The sequence below is a fragment of the Bradyrhizobium arachidis genome, from assembly GCF_024758505.1.
GTDB lineage: Bacteria > Pseudomonadota > Alphaproteobacteria > Rhizobiales > Xanthobacteraceae > Bradyrhizobium > Bradyrhizobium manausense_C.
In genome coordinates this window covers 9,322,273-9,346,958 of the sequence record NZ_CP077970.1, presented here as the reverse complement: position 1 = coordinate 9,346,958, position 24,686 = coordinate 9,322,273, and the positions used below count along the sequence as shown (strand labels likewise).

General features: G+C 64.8%; 19 protein-coding genes. 12 read left to right on the top strand and 7 right to left on the bottom strand.

What is annotated here, in order from left to right; translation table 11 throughout:
* Window positions 1-246 precede the first annotated feature (246 nt).
* Window positions 247-1,476 carry an ABC transporter substrate-binding protein gene (locus KUF59_RS43590; RefSeq protein WP_212462481.1) on the bottom strand — a complete coding sequence of 410 codons (1,230 nt, stop codon included), beginning with the start codon at window positions 1,474-1,476 and terminating at the stop codon, window positions 247-249.
* A gap of 133 nt (window positions 1,477-1,609) precedes the next feature.
* On the bottom strand, window positions 1,610-1,972 hold the full coding sequence (locus KUF59_RS43585; RefSeq protein ID WP_249141030.1) for a DUF1304 domain-containing protein: 363 nt from the start codon (window positions 1,970-1,972) through the stop codon (window positions 1,610-1,612).
* Window positions 1,973-2,073: 101 nt separating this feature from the next.
* On the opposite strand from KUF59_RS43585, the gene KUF59_RS43580 reads away from it, so the two are divergent.
* Window positions 2,074-2,604 carry a methylated-DNA--[protein]-cysteine S-methyltransferase gene (locus tag KUF59_RS43580; protein ID WP_212462480.1) on the top strand — a complete coding sequence of 177 codons (531 nt, stop codon included), beginning with the start codon at window positions 2,074-2,076 and terminating at the stop codon, window positions 2,602-2,604.
* 130 nt (window positions 2,605-2,734) lie between these two features.
* Here the strand turns inward: KUF59_RS43580 and KUF59_RS43575 are convergent, their stop codons facing one another.
* Window positions 2,735-5,524 carry a [protein-PII] uridylyltransferase gene (locus KUF59_RS43575; RefSeq protein WP_212462479.1) on the bottom strand — a complete coding sequence of 930 codons (2,790 nt, stop codon included), beginning with the start codon at window positions 5,522-5,524 and terminating at the stop codon, window positions 2,735-2,737.
* A 187-nt stretch (window positions 5,525-5,711) separates the two neighbouring features.
* Here KUF59_RS43575 and KUF59_RS43570 point away from each other — a divergent pair, with 187 nt between their 5' ends.
* From KUF59_RS43570 to KUF59_RS43540, 7 genes are all read left to right on the top strand, one after another.
* Entirely contained in the window at window positions 5,712-6,686 is a 975-nt protein-coding gene (locus KUF59_RS43570; protein WP_212462478.1) for an aliphatic sulfonate ABC transporter substrate-binding protein, read from the top strand.
* Between the two features lie 215 nt (window positions 6,687-6,901).
* Window positions 6,902-7,750, top strand: a complete 849-nt coding sequence (locus KUF59_RS43565) for an ABC transporter permease (RefSeq protein ID WP_212462539.1) — start codon at window positions 6,902-6,904, stop codon at window positions 7,748-7,750.
* Window positions 7,750-8,535, top strand: a complete 786-nt coding sequence (locus KUF59_RS43560; RefSeq protein WP_212462477.1) for an ABC transporter ATP-binding protein — start codon at window positions 7,750-7,752, stop codon at window positions 8,533-8,535. Before KUF59_RS43565 ends, KUF59_RS43560 begins: the two co-directional genes overlap by 1 nt.
* A 55-nt stretch (window positions 8,536-8,590) precedes the next feature.
* Window positions 8,591-9,100 (top strand): OsmC family protein, encoded by a 510-nt coding sequence (locus tag KUF59_RS43555; RefSeq protein WP_212462476.1) that lies wholly within the window; start codon window positions 8,591-8,593, stop codon window positions 9,098-9,100.
* A gap of 176 nt (window positions 9,101-9,276) precedes the next feature.
* A complete protein-coding gene (locus tag KUF59_RS43550; protein ID WP_212462475.1) occupies window positions 9,277-10,080 on the top strand; it encodes a hypothetical protein in 804 nt (267 codons plus the stop codon).
* 296 nt (window positions 10,081-10,376) lie between these two features.
* Window positions 10,377-12,053: a methyl-accepting chemotaxis protein gene (locus KUF59_RS43545; RefSeq protein ID WP_212462474.1), complete on the top strand. Its 1,677-nt coding sequence runs from the start codon at window positions 10,377-10,379 to the stop codon at window positions 12,051-12,053.
* 296 nt (window positions 12,054-12,349) lie between these two features.
* Window positions 12,350-13,063, top strand: a complete 714-nt coding sequence (locus KUF59_RS43540) for a hypothetical protein (RefSeq protein ID WP_212462473.1) — start codon at window positions 12,350-12,352, stop codon at window positions 13,061-13,063.
* A gap of 41 nt (window positions 13,064-13,104) precedes the next feature.
* Here KUF59_RS43540 and mutS read toward each other — a convergent pair whose 3' ends face one another.
* Entirely contained in the window at window positions 13,105-15,843 is a 2,739-nt protein-coding gene (gene mutS, locus KUF59_RS43535; protein WP_212462472.1) for a DNA mismatch repair protein MutS, read from the bottom strand.
* Window positions 15,844-16,059: 216 nt separating this feature from the next.
* Between mutS and pcaF the strand changes: the two genes are divergently transcribed.
* The 4 genes from pcaF to KUF59_RS43515 all read left to right on the top strand — a co-directional run bounded on the left by pcaF (window position 16,060) and on the right by KUF59_RS43515 (window position 21,269).
* Window positions 16,060-17,268: a 3-oxoadipyl-CoA thiolase gene (gene pcaF / locus KUF59_RS43530; RefSeq protein WP_212462471.1), complete on the top strand. Its 1,209-nt coding sequence runs from the start codon at window positions 16,060-16,062 to the stop codon at window positions 17,266-17,268.
* Between the two features lie 121 nt (window positions 17,269-17,389).
* Window positions 17,390-18,283: a dioxygenase family protein gene (locus KUF59_RS43525; protein WP_212462470.1), complete on the top strand. Its 894-nt coding sequence runs from the start codon at window positions 17,390-17,392 to the stop codon at window positions 18,281-18,283.
* 157 nt (window positions 18,284-18,440) lie between these two features.
* Window positions 18,441-20,126 (top strand): methyl-accepting chemotaxis protein, encoded by a 1,686-nt coding sequence (locus KUF59_RS43520; RefSeq protein WP_212462469.1) that lies wholly within the window; start codon window positions 18,441-18,443, stop codon window positions 20,124-20,126.
* 78 nt (window positions 20,127-20,204) lie between these two features.
* Complete coding sequence (locus KUF59_RS43515; RefSeq protein WP_249141025.1) at window positions 20,205-21,269, top strand: phosphotransferase family protein; 1,065 nt, start codon at window positions 20,205-20,207, stop codon at window positions 21,267-21,269.
* Window positions 21,270-21,417: 148 nt separating this feature from the next.
* Here the strand turns inward: KUF59_RS43515 and KUF59_RS43510 are convergent, their stop codons facing one another.
* The 3 genes from KUF59_RS43510 to KUF59_RS43500 are packed head-to-tail and all read right to left on the bottom strand — an operon-like array spanning window position 21,418 to window position 24,623.
* Window positions 21,418-22,974 carry an MDR family MFS transporter gene (locus KUF59_RS43510; protein WP_212462467.1) on the bottom strand — a complete coding sequence of 519 codons (1,557 nt, stop codon included), beginning with the start codon at window positions 22,972-22,974 and terminating at the stop codon, window positions 21,418-21,420.
* 4 nt (window positions 22,975-22,978) lie between these two features.
* Window positions 22,979-24,148 carry an HlyD family secretion protein gene (locus tag KUF59_RS43505; RefSeq protein WP_212462466.1) on the bottom strand — a complete coding sequence of 390 codons (1,170 nt, stop codon included), beginning with the start codon at window positions 24,146-24,148 and terminating at the stop codon, window positions 22,979-22,981.
* Window positions 24,141-24,623, bottom strand: a complete 483-nt coding sequence (locus KUF59_RS43500) for a MarR family winged helix-turn-helix transcriptional regulator (protein WP_212462465.1) — start codon at window positions 24,621-24,623, stop codon at window positions 24,141-24,143. Before KUF59_RS43500 ends, KUF59_RS43505 begins: the two co-directional genes overlap by 8 nt.
* Window positions 24,624-24,686 lie beyond the last annotated feature (63 nt).

The following is a 24,686-nucleotide window of genomic DNA, read 5'->3' as shown; positions in this document are numbered from 1 at the left end:
CTGCGACGCAAGATGGCTGGACGGGCTGGGCGGCGACTTTAGTCGCACGGCCGGGGTCGACTTGCCGATGTGGTTGACAGTTCAGTTCGTAGGGTGGGTTAGCCTCAAGGCTGCGCGAAGCGCAGTCCGCTCGGCGTAACCCACCTCTTTACGTTCCACGTCTCGACAGACGTGGTGGGTTACGCCCAGCAAATTACGCTTCGCGCAATCGCAAGGCTAACCCACCCTACGAAATCGCCCGCCGTACTAGCCGGACGGACCGGTGTCCTCGATGATCGGGCCGAACAGCTCCCAGCGCTCGCCGTTGAACTTCATCATCTGCATCTGCTTGTTGACGCGGAAGTCGTTCGGGCCGGTCGAGATCGACATGCCGGGCAGCGCGAGGCTCGGCGTATGGCCCTTGATGTTGGCGACCTGCTTCATGACATTCTCACGCGTCAGGTCGTCGCCGCACTGCTTCAGCACCTGGGTCAACAGCTCGGCCACCGAATAGGCATAGGTGTTGACCGTGTTGAGCTTGTCGCCCTCGGGAAAGTACTTGTCCATGAACGCGAAGAAGGTCTTCACGCCCGGATCGTCCTTCCACTGGGGATCGCTGGGCTCCTTGCCGTAATTGGTCGAGATGATGCCCTTGGAGATGTCGAGGCCGGCCGGCTTGAGCGTCGCCGAGATTGGGCTCGCATTGATGTCCAGGATGTGCACCGGCGTCCAGCCGAGCTCGGCAATCTTCTTGATCGCCTGCGCGGCGAACTTCGGTGTGGATGCGTCATAGAACAGGTCGGCGCCCATCGACTTTAGCTTCACCACCTGCGAATCCACGGTGGGATCGGTGACCTCGTAGGACACTTCGCCGACGATCATGCTGCCGGCCTTGTCGCCGAGCCCGCTCTTGAGGCCCGCGAGATAGTCGCGGCCCATGTCGTCGTTCTGGTAGAGCACGCCGATCTTGGCGTTCGGGTGATTGGCGAGAATGTACTTTGCGTAGATCCGTCCCTCGGACACGTAGTTGGGATTATAGGCAATCGTCCAGGGATAGTTTTGCGGATCGTTGAAGCGCGCGGCCCCGGTCGAAGCCAGCAGTTGCGGCACCTTCTTGCCGTTGAGATATTTTTGCACGGCGGCGTTCGCCGCGGTGCCGATGATCTGGAAGGTGAAGAGAACCTCGTCGCCTTCGACCAGCTTGCGGACCTGCTCGACCGTCTTCGGTGGCGAATAGGCGTCGTCATACTGGATCAGGTTGATCTTGCGCCCGTTGATGCCGCCCTGCTCGTTGATCATCTTGAAATAAGCGGCCTGCGTCTTGCCGATATTGGCATAGACCGAGTAGGGACCCGAGAACGGCACGGTCTGGCCGATCTTGATCTCGGTGTCGGTCGCGCCGGTGTCGTATTTCTTCTGGGCAAGGGCCTGCGACGCGGAGAGGGCGAAGACGAGCGCCGTCGTTGCGGCCAGAAAGGCTCTACGGTTGTTGTTCATCTTGGAATCTTCCTCCTGACGGAATTTTGCCGATGGTCTTTATCCCGTTGATTGCAACGGTTGCCATCGCTGTCAGAGATTGTGGAGGAAGGTCGGGCGCCGCGCAAAGATCGCGACGTCGCGCCAAATTGCTTCAGGCGGAATACAGCGCGACCAGTGCGATCGCCGCCGGCAGCGCCTGCACGAACAGAATTCGCTTGCTGACGGTCATGGCGCCATAGACGCCGGCCACGATCACGCAGAGCAGGAAGAACACCTTGATCTGGAATGCGAAGGCCGGGTTGCCATGGATGAGGCCCCAGGCCAGGCCGGCGGCAAGGAAGCCGTTATAGAGCCCCTGATTGGCGGCGAGCACGGCGGAGTCGGTTGCCTTCTCGATCGATTGGCGAAACGTCTTCAGGCCGAGCGGCTTGGTCCAGAGAAACATCTCGAGGATCAGGAAATAGACGTGAAGCGCTGCGACCAGCGCAATCAGGAGATTTGCGATCCAGATCAAAGTGCCCCCAAGACGAATTATCAGACGGATCAGGTTTCGGGTGGACGATAGCACGCGCGCGATGGAAAGTGCGACAGCCCTTTGCTTTCGATGATGTCCCGATGTCTGCCCGATCCGCTGATAGCCCAAGACGCTTTGCTCTCGACCGGTTGAAGACACCGATCGGGATCGCCTTGCTCGTCACCGATGTCGACGGCGTGCTGCGCGCGCTCGACTGGGAGGATTATGAGCACCGCATGCGCGAGCTCTTGCGCCTGCACTACGGCGCCGTCGATTTGCGCACGCAGCAAGCGCCGGCTGCGATGCGCACCGCGCTGTCAGGCTATTTCGATGGCGATCTCGTGCAGCTCGAGGCGATCGCCTGGCGCGTTGCCGGCACGCCGTTCCAGCGCAAGGTCTGGACCGCGCTCGCCAAAATTCCCGCCGGCGCCACCATGAGTTATGGCGCGCTGGCGGCGCGGCTCGACATGCCCAAGGCGGTGCGTGCGGTTGGCCACGCCAATGGCTCCAACCCGATCAGCGTCGTGCTGCCCTGTCACCGCCTGATCGGTGCGGATGGTTCGCTGGTGAAATACGGCGGCGGCCTGGAGCGCAAGCGCTGGCTGCTCAGGCATGAGGGGGTGGAGGTGTAGTCCGCCTCTCTCCCCTCGTCATTCCGGGGCGCGATGAAGTCGCGAGCCCGGAATCCATTTGTCTGCGATGTCGGTGGTGAGATGGATTCCGGGTTCGCCGCTTTGCGGCGCCCCGGAATGACGAGGGGGGCTACGCCGCCGGCTGGACCGCCTTCTCGCCTGATATCACGTGGATCAGCGCGCTCTTGATCGCAGCCTGCCGGGTCGGGGCGTTGATCTGCGCGCCGAGGAGGTCGGTGACATAGAACACGTCGCGCGCCCGCTCGCCGAAGGTCGCGACATGCGCCGACGCAATGTTGAGGTTGAGCTTCGACAGACCGGTGGTCAGCTCGTAGAGCAGGCCGGGGCGATCGAGGCCGGAGACCTCGATCACGGTGTAGCGGTCGGACCATTGATTGTTGATGATCACTTCCGGCTCGATCACGAAGGGGCGCGCCTTGCTGCGCACGGTGCGCCGCGCCACCACTTCGGGCAGCCGCAGCTTGCCTTCGAGTACGTCCTCGATCATCTCGCCGATGCGGGTCGCGCGGCGGCCCTCGTCCTCGTCGCGGTCGTATTCCCTCGAGATCGAGATGGTGTCGAGCGCGCGGCCGTCGGTCGTGGTGTAGATCTGCGCATCGACGATGTTGGCACCGGCCGAGGCGCAGGCGCCGGCGATGATCGACAGCAGCCAGGGATGGTCGGCGGCAAAGATCGTGAGCTCGGTGACGCCGCGCACCTCGTCGAAGCCGACATTGATCGCGAGCTTGTGGCCAGCCTGTTCGCTCGACCGCACGAAACGGGCGTGACGAATCTTTCTCGGCAGTTCGACCTTGAGCCAATAGGCCGGATAATGCCGCCCGATATAGGCATCTAACTCTTCCGTCGGCCATTCGGCGAATGCCATGCGGAACTCGGCATGCGCCGCCGCGAGCCGCTTGCCCCGGTCCACTTCCGAGAAGCCGCCGGTCAGGACCGGCTCGGTCTCGTAATAGAGCGAGCGCAGGAGCTGCGCCTTCCAGCCGTTCCACACGCCGGGCCCGACGCCGCGGATGTCGGCGGTGGTCAGGATCGTGAGCAGCTTCATCTGCTCGACCGACTGCACGACCGCGGCAAAATTCTCGATGGTCTTGCGGTCGGACAGGTCGCGCGACTGCGCGACCGTCGACATCGTGAGGTGCTCCTCGATCAGCCAGGCCACGAGCTCGGTGTCGGCCGGGCTGAAGCCGAGCCGCGGGCACAGCCGCCGCGCCACCTTGGCGCCGGCGATGGAGTGATCCTCCGGTCGTCCCTTGGCGACGTCATGCAAGAGCGTCGCGATGTAGATCACAGGCCGGTGCTCGGGCCGGGTCTTGCGGAAGAGGTCGCTGGCGAGCGTGAACTCCTCGATACCGCCGCGCTCGATGTCCTGCAGGAATCCGATGCAGCGGATCAGGTGCTCGTCGACCGTGTAGTGATGATACATGTTGAACTGCATCATCGAGACGATCTTGCCGAAGGCGCGGATGAAATGGCCGAGCACGCCGGTCTCGTTCATCCGCCGCAGCACGGTTTCCGCGTCGTTGGAGGTCAAAATCTCCATGAACAGACGGTTGGCTTCCGGGTTCTCGCGGAGCTGCGCGTTGATCAGGTTGAGCGAGCGCGTCACGGTGCGCATCGCGTCGGGATGGAAGGCGAGGTTGTTCTTCTGCGCCAGGCGGAAGATGCGGATCAGATTGACCGGATCGTGCTTGAAGATGTCGGGCGCGGCGAGGTTGATGCGGTTGTTGTCGACGATGAAGTCGTCGCTATCGGGCACCCGCCGCTTCACCGTGCTCGGCCGCAGGCGCGCCATCATCCGGCTCAGCACCGGCGCCGGCTTGGCCTGCTGATCCTCCAGCTTGGCGCACAGGATGGCGGTGAGATTGCCGACTTCCTTGGCGACCAGGAAGTAGTGCTTCATGAAGCGCTCGACGTCCTGCATGCCGGGATGCGAGGTATAGCCGAGCCGGACGGCGATCTCGCGTTGCAGGTCGAAGGACAGCCGCTCTTCGGCGCGGTTGCAGAAGAAGTGCAGATTGCAGCGCACCGACCAGAGGAAATCCGCGCAGCGGCGGAAGGTGCGGTATTCCTGCGCGTCGAACACGCCGCGCTCGACCAGCTCGTCGGTGTCGCGCACGCGGTAGACATATTTCGCGATCCAGAACAGCGTGTGCAGGTCGCGCAGACCGCCCTTGCCGTCCTTGACGTTCGGCTCGACCAGATAGCGCGACTGGCCGCCGCGGCGGTGCCGCTCCTCGCGCTCGGCGAGCTTTGCGGTGACGAATTCCGACGCGGTGCCCTGCACCACTTCCTTGTCGAAGCGCTCGACCAATTCGTCATAGAGTGGCTTGTCGCCGGTGAGGAAGCGCGTCTCCAGGATCGCGGTGCGGATCGTCATGTCGCCGCGCGCCTGGCGGATCGATTCATCGACCGAGCGCGTGGCGTGGCCGACCTTCAACCCCATGTCCCAGAGGCAATAGAGGATGGCTTCGGCGACCTGCTCGCCCCAGGCGGTCTGCTTGTAGGGCAGGATGAACAAGAGATCGATGTCGGATTCCGGCGCCATCAGACCGCGGCCATAGCCGCCGGTTGCAACCACCGCCATGCGCTCGGCGCCGGTCGGGATCGGCGAGCGGTAGAGATGGCGGGTCGCCGCCGAGAACAGGATGCGGATGATCTCGTCCTGCACGAAGCAAAGCCGCTCCGCGCAGTGCCGCCCGTGGCGATCCCTGAGCAGGATTTCTTGCGCCTTCGCGCGCGCCGCGATCAGCTCGGCCTTGAGCAGTTGCGCGACCGCGGAGCGGAACGCGTCCTCTCGGCCCTCGTGCTTTTCGGCGAGCGCATCGACCGCGGCGGTGACCCGCGCGCTGTCGAATCGATCGTCCACCTCGTCCTTTTGCTCGCTCGCGATGCTGTCCATGGAAACCCGAATATAAGAGGCGGCGGGCGCTGTCACCCGGCATTGTCAGGCAATAGTCGTTCCTTGCTGGATAACGCCCGCTCTGAGTAAGGTTCTTCTCGCGCCGCGCGCCGGACGGCACGGATTTTCTCGTTGACCTCAGCGCATAACTCATTGAAAAGAAATAAGGTTTTAAAGGAGGATGGGCATGGCGTTGATCTCACGACGGACTCTCATGGCGGGGGCAAGTGCTGCAATGCTGATGCCGGGCGCGGTTCTCGCGGCGGAGCCCGTGAAGGAAATTCGCATCGACTGGGCGACCTATAATCCGGTGTCGATGGTCCTGAAGCAGAAGGGCCTCCTGGAGAAGGAATTCGCCAAGGACGGCATCACCGTTACCTGGGTGCAGTCGGCCGGCTCCAACAAGGCGCTCGAATTCCTCAACGCCGGCTCGATCGATTTCGGCTCGACCGCCGGCTCGGCGGCGCTGGTCGCCAAGATCAACGGCAACCCGATCAAGTCGATCTATGTCTATTCGCGTCCCGAATGGACCGCGCTGGTGACGGGCAAGGACTCCAAGATCGCTGGTGTCGCTGACCTGAAGGGCAAGCGCGTCGCGGTGACGCGCGGCACCGATCCGCACATCTTCCTTGTGCGCGCGCTGTTAGGGGCTGGTCTCACCGAGAAGGACATCACGCCGGTGCTGCTGCAGCACGCCGACGGCAAGACCGCGCTGATCCGCGGCGACGTCGACGCCTGGGCCGGTCTCGATCCGATGATGGCGCAGGCCGAAGTGGAGGAGGGCGCCAAGCTGTTCTACCGCAAGGCCGACGCCAACACCTGGGGCATCCTCAATGTGCGCGAGCAGTTCTTGAAGGACAATCCGGAGATCGTCCGCCGCGTGCTGGCCGTGTACGAGGACGCGCGAAAATATTCGCTGGCGAATTACGACGAACTGAAGAAGACCTTCATCGGCGTGACCAAGCTGCCCGATGCGGTCGTCGACAAGCAGCTCAAGGAGCGTACCGAGCTCACCCACAGCCGCATCGGCACGCCGCAACGCGACTCCATCCTCGCCGCCGGCATCGCACTCCAGCAGGCCGGCGTCATCGACGCCAAGGTCGACGTCAAGGCCACGCTCGACGCCCTGATCGACGACCAGGTCCCGCTGCCGACGAACTGAGACTCTCTTACCCTCCCCTGGAGGGGGAGGGTCGATCGCGCGGAGCGCGAGCGGGGTGGGGTGACGGTCCCTCCACTCGGCACGCAGCGTCTTTGCGGATGCACCTTCACCCCACCCCGTCTCGCAACGCTGGCGCGCTGCGATCCGACCCTCCCCCTCCAGGGGAGGGTGGGCAGCTCCCTTGCATTCCCTGACCAGACGCGCTTGCTATGGCCATGATCTCTGACGCGCCAGTCCTGCAGCAAACCTCGGAACGAGCCGAGAGCGCTCCTGCGCCCTCGCGGCTGTCGCGCTATGCGCGGCCGCTGCTCGGTTTCGTGCTGCCGGTTGGCCTCGCGCTCGGCTGGGAACTCGCGGTCTGGCTCGGCTATTCCAACGGCCGGCTGGTGCCGCCGCCCTCGCGCGTGTTTGCCACTATCGTCGAGCTCGCCCGCTCGGGTGAGCTGACGCGGCATATCTGGGCGACGCTTTACCGCGTCGGTCTCGGCTTCGTGCTCGGCGTGGTCGCCGGCACCGTGCTTGGCGCCATCGCGGGCTACTGGTCGCTGGCGCGCCGGCTGCTCGATCCGACCGTGCAGGCGCTGCGCGCGATTCCCTCGATCGCCTGGGTGCCGCTGTTCATCCTGTGGCTCGGCATTTTCGAGACCTCGAAGATCGCGCTGATCGCGGTCGGCGTGTTCTTCCCGGTCTATCTGGGCGTGATGGGCGCAATCCTCTCGGTCGATCGCAAGATCGTCGAGGTCGGCCGTATCTTCCGCCTGTCGGGCCCGGCGATGATCCGTCGTATCCTCTTGCCCGCAGTGCTGCCGGCCTATGTCGTCTCGCTGCGCGTCGGCCTTGGCCTGGGCTGGATGTTCGTGGTCGCCGCCGAATTCATGGGCGCCTCCGAGGGTCTCGGCTATCTCCTGATCGACGGCCAGCAGCTCGGCAAGCCCGCACAGATCGTCGCCGCCATCGTCATCTTCGCCATCCTCGGCAAGACCACGGACTATTTGATCGAGATCGCGACCGCGCCGCTCTTGCGCTGGCAGGATGCGTTCGGCCGCGAGCGCGGAGGGGCGTGATGCTGGTGTTCGATCGCGTCGACAAGACCTATCCGAACGGCGTGCATGCGCTGGCGCGCTTCTCGGCCGAGATCGCGCAAGGCGAGATCGTCGCCATCATCGGCGGGTCCGGCTGCGGCAAGTCGACCCTTTTACGTGCCATCGCAGGCCTCGACCGCGCGAGCTCGGGCGCGGTGACGCTCGATCGCGAGACCATCACCTCGCCGCATGCCAAGATCGGCATCATCTTCCAGGAGCCGCGGCTGCTGCCCTGGCTCAGCGTCGCCGACAATATCGGCTTCGGCCTTGCCGACCTCCCGGCCTCGCAGCGGCGCGAGAAGGTGGCGCAGGCGCTTGCGCGCGTCGGCCTCGCCGACAAGGCCAATGCGTGGCCGCGCGAGCTCTCGGGCGGTCAGGCGCAGCGCGTGGCGATCGCGCGCGCTTTGGTGGCGCAGCCCGAAGTGCTGTTGCTCGACGAGCCGTTCTCGGCGCTCGATGCCTTCACGCGGCGCGATCTGCAGGACCATCTGCTCGACCTCTGGGCCGACACGCGGCCGACGCTGATCCTGGTCACCCACGATGTCGACGAGGCCGTGGTGCTGGCCGATCGGGTGCTGGTGATGCGGCCGCGACCCGGCAGGCTGTTCGACCAGATCGAGATCAATCTGGCGCGGCCGCGCGACCGCAATTCGCCGCTGTTCGAGACTTTCAAGCGCAACGTGCTGACCTCGCTCGACCGCTCGCTCGATCGCAGCGTGCCCGACCGTGACGCAACCCAGGGTCCCGGACAGGCGATGTGGTGGTGACAATCTTCTCCTGAGCCGGTACATCGAAAGGCGATTTTTCCGGGAGAGAACAAAAATGGACGCCGCACAGCTCCGCCAGATGCAGGCCCCGATCAAGGAACGCTACAAGACCGATCCGAAAACGGCGTTGATCACGCTGAAGGCGAAGGGCTCGACCGACAGCGACGGCATCGCCTGCAAGGTCGAGACCGGCCGCGCGATTGCGATGGCAGGTCTCCACCCGGCCACCGGCGGGTCCGGGCTCGAGCTTTGCTCCGGCGACATGTTGCTCGAAGCGCTGGTCGCCTGCGCCGGCGTCACGCTGAAGTCGGTCGCGACTGCGATCGAGGTGCCGCTGAAGACCGGCAACGTCTATGCCGAAGGCGACCTCGATTTCCGCGGCACGCTCGGCGTCGACAAGGAGACCCCGGTCGGTTTCGCCGAGATCCGGCTGCGCTTCGAGGTCGACACGCCAGCGCCGCAGGACAAACTCGATCTGCTGCTAAAGCTCACCGAGCGCTATTGCGTGGTCTATCAGACCATCAAGAACGGCCCGAAGATTTCGGTGTCGATGCAGAGGATGTAGCTGTCCACCCTGCCCTGGAGGGGGAGGGTCGATCGCGCGCAGCGCGAGCGGGGTGGGGTGATCTCTCCACTCGGGCACCGCTTCCGTCGAGAGACTGTCACCCCACCCCGTCTCACATTTCGCTACGCTCAATATGAGCCGACCCTCCCCCTCCAGGGGAGGGTAAGAAACAAAAAATGTCCGCCGAACTCTCCTTCATCATCTTCCTTCTCCTGCGCATGGCGATCGCGGCGGCGTTCGTGGTGACGGCGTCGATCATCGCGGAGCGCTCCGGTCCGGTGATCGGCGCGCTGGTTGCGACCTTGCCGATCTCGGCAGGTCCCTCCTATGTCTTTCTCGCGCTCGATCATGACGCCGCCTTCATCGCGCAAGGTGCGCTCGCGAGCCTGCCCATCAACGGCGCGACCATCGTGCTGGCGCTGATCTATGTCGTGCTGGCGCAGCGGTACGGTCTCACCATCAGTTGCGGCGCAGCCGTGCTGGTCTGGATCGCGCTCGCCTCGATCATCCGCCAGTTCGACTGGTCGCTGACCGCGGGTCTTGCCGTCAATTTCGTCGCCTTCGGCATCTGCATTCCGCTACTGGCGCGCTACCGCCATGTGAAAATGCCGCTGGTCACGCGCCGCTGGTACGACGTGCCGTTCCGCGCCTCGCTGGTGGCAACGCTTGTTGCGATCGTGGTGTCGACCTCGGGCTGGGTCGGGCCGAAGATCAGCGGCATCATGGCGCTTTATCCGATCGTCTTCACCAGCATGATGATCATCCTGCATCCGCGCATCGGCGGTCCGCCGACCGCTGCGGTGCTTGCGAATGCGGCCTGGGGCCTGCTCGGCTTCGGCATGGCGATCGCGGTGCTGCACGTCGCGGTTGCGCAATTCGGCTCGACGATCGGACTCAGTCTCGCACTCACCACGTGCATCGCGTGGAATCTGACGTTGTGGTGGATTGGCCGGAGGAAGCTTTCACTGAACCGCAAGTAGTCCCGACGAAGATCTCGCGGAAAAGCCGGTCGGTATTTCTTCGGTGATCTAATGCCTGTTTCCGATGCCGCCGTTAATTTAATCTTTGTGCCTAGCCGATAATCATAGTCGTCGCCGTTTCCGCGATTGTGCGGAGATCGGCATCAAGTCGGTCCCGCGTTGCGTGATGGGGCTGCAAGTTCAGCCAGTAGACGCGAGTGATCGGTCCGCCGAAAGCTCCAATCGCTTCTCGTCGAGGACGCCTGCAACCGCGGGCGGCCCGACCATGACCACGGTTTGATCTGGAGATCGTTTCGATGTTTGGTCGTAAGTCCCATGGAGATGCCTACACGTTTCTCGCGGCCAAAGTGGTCGACGCAAACATCATGATTGCAGACGAAAAACTGAACATCGTTTATTTGAACGATGCCGTGAAGAGCATGCTTCGCGAAGCCGAAGCCGATTTGAGGAAGGAACTGCCGCGGTTCAGCGTCGAAAACCTCGTCGGAACGAGCATTGACGTGTTCCACAAAAATCCAAGCCACCAGCGGCAGATGCTTGGAGCTCTCAGCTCGAAACACCGTGCCACGATCAGGATCGGCAAGTGGTCCTTCGACCTCGTTGCGACACCGCTGAAACATCCCGACGGCAGACGCGCCGGCACGGTGGTCGAATGGGCCAATGCGTCGGTCCGTTTGCAAAATCTCAATTATGAAGCGCAGGCCGCAGCCATCAGCCGCGCGCAGGCGGTGATCGAATTCGATCTCGACGGCACCGTCATCACCGCCAACGACAATTTCCTGAAGGCACTCGGCTACTCCCTTGACGAGATCCGCGGCAAGCATCACAGCCAATTCATGCCGCAGGCCGAGCGCGGCGGCGCCGCATACCAGGAGTTCTGGGCCGCTCTCCGCCGTGGCGAGGTTCAGGCCGGCGAATTCAAGCGCATCGGCAAGGGCGGCAAGGAGGTCTGGATCCTCGCTTCCTACAACCCTGTGCTCGACGAGAAGGGCAAGCCGTTCAAGGTCGTCAAATTCGCGACCGATATCACCGCGGAGAAGCTGAAGAACGCCGACCTCGCGGGTCAGCTCGCGGCGATCGACAAGGCGCAGGCGGTGATCGAGTTCAACATGGACGGCACGATCATCACGGCCAACGGCAACTTCCTCGGCGCGCTCGGCTATTCGCTGGCCGAGATCAAGGGCAGGCATCACAGCATGTTCGTCGAGCCGTCGGAGCGCGACAGCTCCGGCTATCGCGAGTTCTGGGCGGCGCTCAACCGCGGCCAGTACCAGGCCGCCGAATACAAGCGCATCGGCAAGGGCGGCAGGGAAGTCTACATCCAGGCCTCCTACAACCCGATCCTCGATCTCAACGGCAAGCCGTTCAAGGTCGTGAAATACGCCACCGACACCACCAAGCAGGTGCTGGTCCGCATGGGCAACGAGCGCGTCCGCGGCATGATGGAATCGGTCGCCGCCGGCTCGGAGGAGTTGAACGCCTCGGTGCGGGAGATCTCGGAGGCGATGACCAAGTCGCGCGAGACCGCGATGAGCGCGGTGGACCAGGTGGCCGCAGCCGATTCGCAGGCGCAGCGTCTGACCGAAGCCGCGCAGTCGATGAGCGGCATCGTCGACATGATCAACAACATCACCGGCCAGATCAACCTGCTGGCGCTCAACGCCACGATCGAATCCGCGCGCGCGGGCGAAGCCGGACGGGGCTTTGCGGTGGTCGCCTCCGAAGTCAAGAGCCTCGCCAACCAGGCCAAGCAGGCGACCGACAAGATCGGCCAGGAGATCGGCAGCCTCAACGGCATCTCCGGCGACGTCGTGAGCGCGCTCTCCTCGATCAAGCAGGCGATCAACAATGTCAGCGAATACGTCACCTCGACGGCAGCCGCGATCGAGGAGCAGAGCACGGTGACGAACGAGATGTCGACCAGCATGCAGCGCGCGGCAGCGGAAGCCGCCGCGATCGCGGCGAGGGCGTAGCGTTACATCTGTAGCCCGCATGAGCGCAGCGACATGCGGGTCGATGTGTCCCGGATGTCGCGGAGCCTGTCATCGGGCGGCGCTTCGCGCCGACCCGTTGGCTCATCAGGGCTACGGCACCGTTCACATCTTCGGCAACGCGCAGCCGCGAGGCTGACCCACCCTACGGCCCTGGTCGTGCGTGCTTCGCAAGGCGAGGCACGTTGCGCTTGTGATCTCAGCCCTGCGTCAGGATAGATAGTTACCCGGGCCGGCAGACCCGCTAAGGTGGCCACAGCGCAAGATTGGGGCATGCTGTGGAGGGATTGTACAAGGTCGAATACGATATCAACGACGGCTCCGGCCGCAGCGTGCTGTACGCCCATGCCGGGAAAATGCTTGGCGGCAACACGGCCTTCGCCCACCTCGGCACCTACGAGATTGTGGATGGCGAAATCGTCGCCAGGATCCGGACGAAGCGCCACAGCCGGTCGCCGCACCACAGGTCGCTGGTCAGTTCCGACGCGGTCACAATCAGCATTCGCGGCAGGCCGCAGGGCAAGCTCTACCGCTTCGAGGGAGAAGTGGTCGAGGACGCCTCAAGGTTTCGCGCCGTGATGACGCCGCTCGGCGACGATGACGTTCCACCGGCTGGTCGGGTCGGCGAGGGCGGCATCGTCAGCGGACTTTATTCGATCGACATCCGGATGCTGGATGGAATTGCCGGCGGCCATACCGGCGTGATGTTGCTGCGCGAGGGCCGCATCCTCGGCGGCGATGCCTTCTTCTACTATCTCGGCGCCTACTCTTCGGCGAACGGCCGCTGGAAGGGCGAATTCGTCAATCAGGAACACACGCCGGCGAAGAGCGAGCATCCCTTGTTCGGTGGCTATGAGGTCGGCATCGGCTTCTCCGGCCGCTGCGATGACAAGGGCGCCGACATGGAAGCGACCGCGCTCGTCGGCAAGCTCAGCATCCGCTTCGCCGCCACCCTGAAGCTGATCGAGCCCTTTGCTAAAGCGGGCCGCTGACCGCCAGAAGCGTAGGGTGGGTTAGCCACCCTACGGCACCGTCACTGCTTCGGCAGTTTCGCTTTCAACGCATACAGCGCATCGAGCGCCTCGCGCGGGGACATCTCGTCAGGATGCAGCGCCTTCACCGCGTCCATCAACAGCTCGGCCTCGCTCGGCGGTGCGTCTTCGGTCGCCGCGCGTGAGGGGACGGCGAACAACGGCAGATCGTCCACCAGCGCGCGGGCGGTCTGGCCACGGTCCTGCGCCTCCAGCTTTGCCAGCACCGATTTCGCGCGCGTGATCACGGCTGGCGGCAGGCCGGCGAGTTTTGCGACCTGGATGCCGTAGGAGCGGTCGGCCGAGCCCGGCAGCACCTCGTGCAGGAACACGACGTTGCCCTGCCATTCCTTGACGCGCACCGTGGCGTTGAACATCCGCGGCAGCTTTGCCGAGAGCGCGGTCAGCTCGTGATAGTGGGTGGCGAACAGCGTGCGGCAGCGATTGCTTTCGTGCAGGTGCTCGATCGCGGCCCAGGCGATCGAGAGGCCGTCGAAGGTCGCGGTGCCGCGGCCGATCTCGTCGAGGATGACAAGCGCGCGCTCGCCGGCTTGATTGAGGATCGCCGCGGTCTCGACCATCTCGACCATGAAGGTCGAACGTCCCCGGGCGAGATCGTCGGCGGCGCCGACGCGCGAGAACAGGCGGTCGACAATGCCGATGCGGGCGCGTGCCGCCGGCACGAAGCTGCCGATCTGGGCGAGCAGCGCAATGAGCGCGTTCTGGCGCAAAAAGGTCGATTTACCGGCCATGTTGGGGCCGGTGAGCAGCCAGAGCTGGCCGGACTTCTGTGCGGGCGCAGGCGAGAGATCGCAGGCATTGGCGATAAACGGCTCGCCATTGCGCTTCAAGGCCTGCTCGACCACCGGATGGCGGCCGGCCTCGATCGCAAAGCCGAGGGACTCGTCGACCTCGGGTCGCACGTAGTTCTCGTCGACCGCTAGTTTTGCCAGCGCGGTCGCGACATCGAGCAGCGCGAAGGCATGCGCCGCGGCGCGTAAGTCCTCGCTGACGGCAAGTGCCTTGGCGGAGAGTCGGTCAAAGATCTCGAGCTCGAGGCCGAGCGCACGGTCGCCGGCATTGGCGATCTTGGCTTCGATCTCGCCGAGTTCCGAGGTCGTGAAGCGGACCTGGCCGGCGAGGGTCTGGCGATGGATGAAGGTTGCGTTGAGCGGTGGCGACATCAGCTTGTCGCCGTGCTGCGCGGTGACCTCGACGAAATAGCCGAGCACGTTGTTGTGCCGGATCTTGAGACCCTTGACGGAGGTCGTGTCGGCGTAGCGCGCCTGCATCGAGGCCACGACCAGGCGCGAGGCATCGCGCAGGCTGCGGGCCTCGTCGAGCGCCGGCTCGTAGCCCTCGCGGACAAAACCGCCGTCGCGCTTGATCAGCGGAAGCTGTTCGGCAAGCGCAGTTTCGAACTCGGCGGCGAGCTCGCGGGACGGCCGCTTCAGCGCCGCCATGACCGCGGCGATCTCCTGCGGCGGCTGGTCGAGCTCGGCGAGCCGCGCCAGCGCCTGGTCGGCGGCCAAAATGCCGTCGCGCAGGCCGGCGAGGTCGCGCGGACCGCCGCGGCCGACCGACAACCGCGCCAGCGCGCGCGACATGTCCGGCGCGCCGCGCAAAATGCTGCGGATGTCCTCGCGCGCGGCCGAGTCGCCAACGAACGCGCTGACGGCATCGAGCCGCCGCGCGATGGCTGCGGAGTCCGTCAATGGCGCTGCGAGCCGCTGCGCGAGCAGGCGGGAGCCGGCCGAGGTCACGGTGCAGTCGATGGCGTCGAGCAGCGAGCCGCGGCGTTCGCCGGCCAAGGTCCGCGTCAGCTCGAGATTGGCGCGGGTCGCCGGATCGATCGCCATGGTGGCGCCCGAGGCTTCGCGCGCGGGCGGTGACAGCGGCGGATGTTTTCCGACCTGGGTGCGGTCGACATAGGTGACGGCGGCAGCCGCGGCGGTCGCTTCGAGCCGCGAGAGCTGCGCCAGCCCGTCCATGGTCGCGACCGCAAAGTAATCGCACAGGCGCTTCTCGGCGGTAGCGCCGTCGAAGACGTCGCGGGTCAGCGGCGTCACCGCCGGCAGCTCGCGCAAGGTGGGCCCGAGCTCGCTGTCATTATAGAGCGCGTCGGTGACGATGGCCTCGTTCGGGTTGATGCGCGCCAGCGTCGCGGCAAGCTCGCCGCCGGAACACTCCGTCACCATGAACTCGGCGGTCGAGATGTCGATCCAGGCGAGGCCGAAGCGGTCGCCGCCGGACGAGGAGCGGGCGCGGGCGATCGAGAGCAGATAGTTGTTGGCGCGCGCGTCGAGCAGGGTGTCTTCGGTCAGCGTGCCCGGTGTGACCAGCCGCACCACGCCACGGCGCACCACGCTCTTGTTGCCGCGCGCCTTGGCGGCGGCGGGATCCTCGGTCTGCTCGCACACCGCGACCCGGTGACCGGCGGAAATCAGGCGGTGCAGATAATCCTCGGAGCGCTCGACCGGCACGCCGCACATCGGAATGTCTGCGCCCTGGTGCTTGCCGCGCTTGGTCAAGACGATACCGAGCGTCTTGGAGGCGATCTCGGCGTCCTCGAAGAACAGCTCGTAGAAATCGCCCATCCGGTAGAACAGGAGCAGGCCGGGATGGCCAGCCTTGATCTCCAGATATTGCTCCATCATCGGCGTGACGCGCGCGGGCGCTTCCGCCTGTGGCACGGGCGAGGTTTCTGGATCTGGGACGGGAATGGGCTGTTGCACTGTCATAGGCGGCGCAACCTATCCAATTTCGCCTTTACCTCCTATCGCTTTGGCCGGGGAACGCGGGTTTTCCACGCTGTCCGCACGGCGGCATGCGCGACGGAGCGCCAAGCCATGCGGCCGCGCGCGTATCCGTCAATTGACCGGCTGCGGGCGGCCTCCTAAAACTCCGCCGACATTGAAGAAATTTGGCCGAACGGCGGCGTTCAGGGAGAAAGTCCGATGCGTGATGTCTTTATCTGCGATGCGATCCGCACCCCCATCGGCCGCTTTGGCGGTTCGCTCGCAAAGGTCCGCGCCGACGACCTTGCGGCAGCCCCGATCAAGGCGCTGATGGCAAAGCATCCCAAGCTCGACTGGTCGCAGGTGGATGAGGTCTTCTTCGGCTGCGCCAACCAGGCCGGCGAGGACAACCGCAACGTCGCGCGCATGGCGCTGCTCTTGGCGGGCCTGCCGGATTCGGTTCCCGGCCAGACCCTGAACCGGCTCTGCGCCTCCGGCCTCGACGCGGTCGGTGCGGCGGGCCGCGCCATCCGCTCCGGCGAGATCGAGCTCGCCATTGCCGGCGGCGTCGAATCCATGACGCGCGCGCCCTTCGTGATGGGCAAGGCGCAGGAGGCCTTCTCGCGCTCGGCCGAGATCTTTGACACCACCATCGGCTGGCGCTTCATCAACCCGCTCTTGAAGGCGCAGTACGGCGTCGACGCGATGCCGGAGACGGGCGAGAATGTCGCCGAAGAGTTCCAGGTTTCGCGCGCCGACCAGGACGCCTTCGCGATCCGCTCGCAGCAGCGCGCGGGCGCGGCGATCGCGGCCGGCTACTTTGCCGAAGAGATCACGCCGATCTCGGTGCCCGGCGGCAAGGCCGGACCTGTCACGGTCGACAAGGACGAGCATCCGCGCCCCGAGACGACGCTGGAAGGCCTCGCAAAACTGAAGCCGATCGTGCGCAATCCCGGCACGGTCACCGCCGGCAATGCCTCCGGCGTCAATGACGGCGCCGCCGCGATGATCCTCGCGTCGGAAGCTGCCGTGAAGAAGCATGGTCTTACACCGCGCGCGCGCATCCTCGGCCTTGCCTCGGCCGGCGTTCCGCCGCGCATCATGGGCATCGGCCCGGTGCCGGCGACGCGCAAGCTGATGGAGCGGCTCGGCAAGAAGATCAGCGATTTCGACCTGATCGAGCTGAACGAAGCCTTTGCCTCGCAGGGCATCGCCTGCATGCGCCAGCTCGGCGTCGCCGACGATGCCGATTTCGTCAATCCGCATGGCGGCGCCATCGCGCTCGGTCATCCCCTCGGCATGAGCGGCGCGCGGCTGGTACTCACCGCCGTGCACGGCATGGAGAAGCGCGGCGGCAAGCTCGCACTCGCCACCATGTGCGTCGGCGTCGGCCAGGGCGTCGCAGTGGCGATCGAGAAGCTGAATTGACGGGCCACGCAGTGGCCCGTCATCCCGGGGCGGTGCGTTAGCACCGAACCCGGGATCTCGAGATTCCGGGTCTGGTCCTTCGGACCATCCCGGAATGACGGAGTAAATGGAGAGCGCCCGCATGATCATCGAGCGTGAGCAGGACGTGACAGTCGCAGCGCTTGCCGTGATGGAGCGGACGTCCGATCCGCGGTTGCGCCAGATCATGATCTCGCTGGTGAAGCATCTGCACGGTTTCGTCCGCGACGTTCGCCTGACGGAGGCGGAGTTCCGCGAGGCCGCTGCGATCCTGGTCGAGCTAGGCAAGCTCACCAACGACACGCATAATGAAGCGGTGCTGATGGCGGGCTCGCTCGGCGTCTCCCCGCTCGTCTGCCTTCTGAACAACGGTGACGACGGCAACACCGAGACGGACCAGTCCTTGCTCGGTCCGTTCTGGCGCATGAACTCGCCGCGGGTGGAGAACGGTGGCTCGATCGTCCGCTCCGAAACGCCCGGCGCGACGCTGTTCGTTCAAGGGCGCGTGGTGGACAGGCAGGGCCGCCCCGTCGCGGGCGCCGAGATTGACGTCTGGCATGCGTCGCCGGTCGGCTTCTATGAGAACCAGGATCCCGAGCAGGCCGACATGAACCTGCGCGGCAAGTTCACGACCGACGCTGATGGCCGCTTCTCGTTCCGTTCGGTGATGATGGTCGGCTATCCCATTCCGACCAACGGCGTCGTCGGCCGTCTTCTAAAGGCGCAGGATCGCCATCCCTATCGTCCCGCGCATCTGCATGCGCTGATCTTCAAACCGGGATTCAAGGTGCTGATCTCGCAGGTCTATGATCCCAACGACCCGCATCTCGACAGCGACGTGCAGTTCGGCGTGACCAAGGCGCTGATCGGTAATTTCATACGCCATGACGCGCCGCACCCAAGCGATGGCAGCGTGACGGCGCCGTGGTACTCACTCGACCATGTCTATCGGCTGGAGGCCGGCGAAGCCGTGCTGCCGCGGCCGCCGATCAAGTAGCGCGGCTCTAGGACTGCCCGACTTCTTGCTCAGCGCACGCAACGGCTGTGGCTCCGTTGTTCTACGGTCTACAACTTTTCCGGGTTCTGACCCGACTCTTCAGCTTCCGTTGACGAGTGGCACGTATCTTCTGGCGATTCCTAATGTCGGATTGCCCATGAAAATGCGCCTGTCGATTTCCTCAGCCATCATTGCTTTTGGTCTCTTGCTCGTGCTCGGCTTCACCGCCGTCGTCGCTACCGGTGCTTACGCGCTACGCGAGCTCAAGGTCGGTGGTCCGCTCTATTCCGACATCAAGCTTGGCAACGACCTCGTCGCCGACATTTTGCCGCCGCCGGCCTATGTGATCGAAGCCTATCTCGAGGCGACGCTGGCGATGCGCGAGCCGGATCAGCTGGCCGCCCACAGCGAACGCCTGGTCCAGCTCCGCAAGGACTATGACGACCGCAAGACCTTCTGGACCGGCTCCAGCCTGACGGCCGAATTGAAGACCGCGCTGGTGCAGAAGTCCGATGCCGAGGTGCAAAAGTTCTTCAAGGCCGCCGATCAGCTCGTGCCGGCGCTGAAGAGCAAGGACACCGCGGCGGCCGAGCGCGCCTATGCCCAGCTCAAGGAGGCCTATACCGCTCACCGCGCCGTCATCGATTGGATCGTGGAGCGCGCCAACAAGCAGAATTCCGATATGGAGAAGCTTGCCGCCGACCGCGACGCCTCGATCTCCTATGTCGTGTGGGGCGTGTCGGCCGCCGTGCTGGCGCTGATCGCCGCCGGCCTTGCCTTCATCATGCTCGGCGTCATCCGTCCGATCGGGCGCATGACCGACGCGATGCAAAAGCTGGCGACCGGCGATCTCAGCGCCGAAGTCCCCTATGCCAGCCGGCGCGACGAGGTCGGCTCGATGGCGAGCGCGCTCGCCGTGTTCAAGCACAGCGGGCAGGACAACGCCCGCCTTCGCGACGAGCAGTTGCGCGCCGAGCAGGAGGCGAGCGCCGCCAAGCGCAAGGCCCTGCTCGACATGGCCGAGACCGTCGAACGTGAAACCGGCGCCTCGGTCGAGACCGCGGCCCGGACGACGCAGCATGTGGAGCAGGCCGCCTCCGGCCTGTCGGACATTGCGCGCGCGCTGTCGACGGAATCGCAGTCGGTCGCCGCCGCCTCCGAGCAGGCGCTCTCCAACGCCCAGACGGTGTCCGCCGCTGCCGCGCAGTTGACCACCTCGATTCGCGAAATCGCGACCCAGGTGTCGCGCACCAGCCACGTCACCAAGGCGGCCGTCGCCGGCCGCGAGCAGGCGCGCTCGACCATCCAGGCGCTGTCGGGCTCGGTGAAGAAGATCGCCGAGGTCTCCGACCTGATCGGCGGCATCGCGGGGCAGACCAATCTCCTGGCGCTCAACGCCACGATCGAGGCGGCGCGTGCGGGCGAGGCCGGCCGCGGCTTTGCGGTCGTCGCCGCCGAGGTCAAGTCGCTGTCCGACCAGACCGCCAAATCGACCGAGGAGATCGCGCGCCTGATCGCGGAGATCCAGGCCTCGACCCAGGCCGCGGTCAACGCGGTGGAGGAGATGGGCGGCCACATCGTCGAGATCGACGGCGTCGCGACCTCGGTCGCTTCAGCGATGGAGGAGCAGGATGCCGCGACGCGCGAGATCGCGCGCTCGATTTCGGAATCCGCCTCTGCCGCCAAGGAGGTCTCCACCAAGATCGCCCATGTCAGCCGGGATGCCGACGCCGTCAATGCGCGGGCCGGCGAGATGCGCCAGGCGATCTCCGGCGTGTCGACGAACCTGTCGTTGCTTCAGTCGGTGCTGGTCCGTACCGTGCGGGAGTCGACCGCGGCGTAAGCCGGATGTGACGGCGGCCGCTGGTGCTCACGCGCGCGATCGTGCAGGATGGCCCGGCATCCGGGGCACCGCATCTTTATGACAGATCCGCAACTGCCACCCGTGGCCGACGCCGCCACGCTCACCAGCCTGCTGCGCAAGGCCGGCGCACTCGATGCCGGCGCTGTGCGCGAGGTCAAGCTGCTGCATGCGCGCGACACGGTGCTGTCGCACATCATCCGCATTGGGCTGCGCTATGTCGGCGACGCCGCCGGCGCGCCGTCATCGCTGCTTCTCAAGATGCCCAATGCCACCTTCGGCAAGAGCTTTGCGAATGGCGGCCGGCACGAGGTCGCCTTCTACACCAGGCTCGCACCCTTGATGCCGCGGTTCCTTGTCCCGCGCTGCTTTGACGGCAAGTTCGACGAGGACACGCTCGCCTGGCACCTGCTGCTCGAGGACCTTACCGACACGCATCATATCGCCACCACATGGCCGGTGCCGCCATCGACCGCAGAGACGATCGCGATCGTGCGTGCGCTCGCGAGCATGCATGCGAGCTGGTGGGACGATGCCCGCCTTGGCGAGAGTATCGGCGTCTGGCTCGATCAGGATGCCATGACGCGGAACAATGCGGAATTCGCCGGACACTTCGCCCGCTTTGCCGATCATCTCGGCGATCGCCTCGACGGCGAGCGGCGCGACACCTATGAGCGCCTGATCGATCGGTCCGCCCGCCTCGCGCAGCGCTACCATGCGCGCCGTCACATGAGCATCACGCATGGTGACGCCCATGTCTGGAATTTCCTGCTGCCGCGCGATGTCGGCGCCGACACCGTGCGCATCTTCGATTTCGACCTGTGGGGCATCGGGGTGCCGACCGGCGACCTCGCCTATATGATGGCGCTGCACTGGTATCCCGACCGCAGGCGCGCGCTCGAAGAGCCGCTGCTCGACATCTATCACGAGACGCTGCTCGGCCACGGCGTCGAGGGCTACGACCGCGACGCGCTGGCGCAGGATTATCGCTGGTCGGTGCTCTGGCACATCACCAAGCCGGTCTGGCAATGGGTCGGCAACATCCCGCCGGTGATCTGGTGGAATAATCTCGAGCGGGTTTTTATGGCGGTGGATGATCTGAACTGTAGGGAGCTGCTGGATTGATGCTCGCACCATTCACTCGCTGTCATCGCCCGGCTTGACCGGGCGATCCAGTATCCCAGAGACAGCGACGAATACGGAAGGGCCGCGGCGTACTGGATGCCCCGGTCAAGCCGGGGCATGACCGTGGAGAATGGGGTGCTGTGTCGCTTTACTCCATCACCGCATGTTCCGGCCCGGCCGCCTGCTTGCGTAGCGTGGCCTTGGTCGAGCCGATCATCAGCGCGAGCGGGATGGTGCAGAGCACGAACAGCATCACGAGCTGGTAGTCGTGTGCAAACGCGATGATCTGCGCCTGCATGGTGATGATCTTGTCGGCCATGGCGCGGCCGGCATCGGTGGAGAGGTTGATGAGGCCCCGCACATCAGGCATCTGGAGCGCGTGGTTGAACGGGTTGATGTGCTCGGAGAGGATCGCATAGGTCTTCCGCGTGCCCTGCGTCAGCTCGGCGATGACGACGGAAATGCCGACGGAGCTCGCGACGTTGCGCACGAGCGTCAGCATCGCCGTGCCATCGGTGCGCAGATTATTTGACAGCGTCAGGAACGCCACGGTTGAAAGCGGCACGAACACGAGACCGAAGCCAAATCCCTGAATGACGCTGACGGTGATGATCTCCGGCACCTGCGTGAGGTCGGTCCACGCGGTCATGTAGAACAGCGATCCTGCCGTCAGGCTGAGACCCGAGATGATCAGGGTGCGCGCTTCGATGTAGCGCATCAGGCGGCCGACCAGCATCATGGCGAAGAACGTGCCGACGCCGCGGCTCGCCAGCAGCATGCCGGCGGTGATGATGGGATAGCCGATCACGTTCTGCATGAAGGGCGAGGAGAGTGCCATGGTCGAGAACAGCACCAGTCCCATCACGGTCATGAAAATGCACCCGGTGACGAAATTGCGATCCCTGAACAGCTCGAACCGGATGAAGGGCCGCGACGTCGTGAAGGAGTGCGCGAAGAAGTAGTAGAACGCGACCGCCGAGACGACGAACTCGGCCACGATCTCGGGCGATTCGAGCCAGCCGAGCTGCTCGCCGCGGTCGAGCGCGAGCTGCAGCGCGCCGATCGCGACCGCCAGCGCCGCGAAGCCGAACCAGTCGAATTTGAGGGTCAGATCCTTCTTCGTCTCGTCCATGAAGACGATCAGCCCGATCACGGTGATCGCGCCGAACGGCAGATTGACGAAGAACACCCAGTGCCAGGAATAGGTCTCGGTGAGCCACGCGCCGAGCGAGGGGCCCATGATCGGGCCCATCATCACGCCCATGCCCCAGATCGACATCGCCTTGGCGCGTTCCTGGAGCGTGTAATAGTCGAGCATCACCGATTGCGACAGCGGCACCAGCGCCGCGCCGAACACGCCCTGCAGCAGGCGGAACAGCACCATCTGGTTGATGTCCTGCGCGAGACCGCACAGCACGGATGCGAAGGTGAAACCTGCAGAGCAGATGATGAAGATGCGCTTGCGGCCGAACCGGTTGGCGATCCACCCCACCGGTGCCGTCATGATGGCGGCGGCGACGATGTAGGAGGTCAGCACCCAGTTGATCTGGTCCTGCGAGGCCGACAGCGTGCCCTGCATGTAGGGCAGCGCCACGTTGGCGATCGTGGTGTCGAGCGCCTGCATGATGGTCGCGGTCATGGCGCAGATCGTCACCATGTTCCGGCGCAGGCCGGGGACCATCAGGTTTGCCGCAGGACCGGACATCGGATCAGTCGTCCTTGTCCTGGTTCGCGGTGGCCGACAGGCCGAGCAGACCTGTCAGCGTGCGCTGATGGCCGGTGTCGATGGTGGCATAGACGCTCATGCCGGCCTTCAGCTTCTTCACGTATTTGTCGTTGTCGTCGAAATAGATCCGCACGGGCACGCGCTGCACCACCTTGACGAAATTGCCGGTGGCGTTCTGCGGCGGCAGGATCGCGAACTGCGCGCCGGTGCCGGGCGACAGCGAGCCGATCTTGCCCTTGAAGACGTGGTTGGGGAATGCGTCCACCTCGAGCGTCACGCTCTGGCCGACCGTGACATGGGTGAGGTCGCTTTCCTTCGGATTGGCGTCGACCCAGGGGTGGGCGATGTCGACGATCGAAAACACTGCCGTGCCGGCGGAAATAAAGCGGCCGAGCTGGATCTGCTCGACCTGCGTCGCCACGCCGCTCATCGGTGCCCGCAGCACGGTGTGGTCGAGGTTGCGTTGGGCCTCGTCGAGCTTGGCCTTGGCCTGAGCGTAGGGCGGGAATTGTTCCAGCGGCAGCTCGCGATTGCCGAGCAGTTGCGTCGTGGCGTTGGAGAGCTGCTGCTTGACGTATTGCGCCTGGGCGCCGGCGGTGACCACGGCGGTCGACGCGTTGTCGAGGTCGAGCTGCGAGCCGAAATTGTTCTTCACCAGCGCCTGCTTGCGCTCGACGTCCTTCTGCTTCAGGTCCATGCCCTGCTGCGCAAGGTCCAGCATCTGGCCGTAGATCTTGATGTTGGCGACGAGATTGTCATAGGTCGTGCGCGCCTGGTCGAGCGTGGCCTTGGCCTGGTCCACCGCGAGACGGAACGGCACCGCGTCGATCTCGAACAGCACGTCGCCCTCCTTGACGACCTGCCCCTCCTTCACCACGACCTTGTCGATCTTGCCGGAGATGTCAGGGGTGATCAGCACCTTCTGTGCGCCGACATAGGCATCGTCAGTGCCGACGTAGCGGCCGCCGTGCAGATAGAAGGTGATGCCGGCGATTGCGGCCACGGACGGCAGCACGACCATCAGCAGGAAGCGGCGATAGCGGCGGATGCCGGCCATCAGGCGGCGGCGCGGTTCTGCGGCGAGCTTCTTGGTCGGCTTGCCGCTCGGCGCGCCCTTCTGCTCGGGTGCGAATTTGATGACCTGATCAGCCATAGCGTGGCTCCTTACGCACTTGCTCCGCGCCGGAATTCTGGATCGCGGTGCGCACGTTTTCCTTGATTGTTTCGAGTTGGGTGAGGAGGCGGTGGGCATCGGCCGGGTTGATGCCGTCGAGCGCGTTGGCGGTGAGCTCGGAGCGCAGGCCGCTCATCTTGCCGAGCAAGGCGCGCCCGGCCTTCTTCAGATAGAGACGGTTGACGCGGCGGTCGCTGGCGTCGCTGCGGCGCTCGATCCAGTCGTTGTCGCAGAGCTTGTCGATCAGGCGGGTCAGCGTGATCGGCTGCATCTCCAGGAGCTCGGCGAGCTCCGACTGCTTCATGCCTTCGCTGCGTTCGACCTTGGCGAGGACCGCCCATTGCGCGCGGGTGATGCCGAAGCGGGACGCCTCCTTGTCGGCATAGACCCGGATCAGCCGGAACACCTCGCCCAGCGTGAACAGGAAGTTGTGGTCCACGGAACCGCGGCTCATATGCTTGGTCTCCAATAAGCTTGCGATATTATAAGTAAGCTTACGATCTCCCGCATGCCGGGT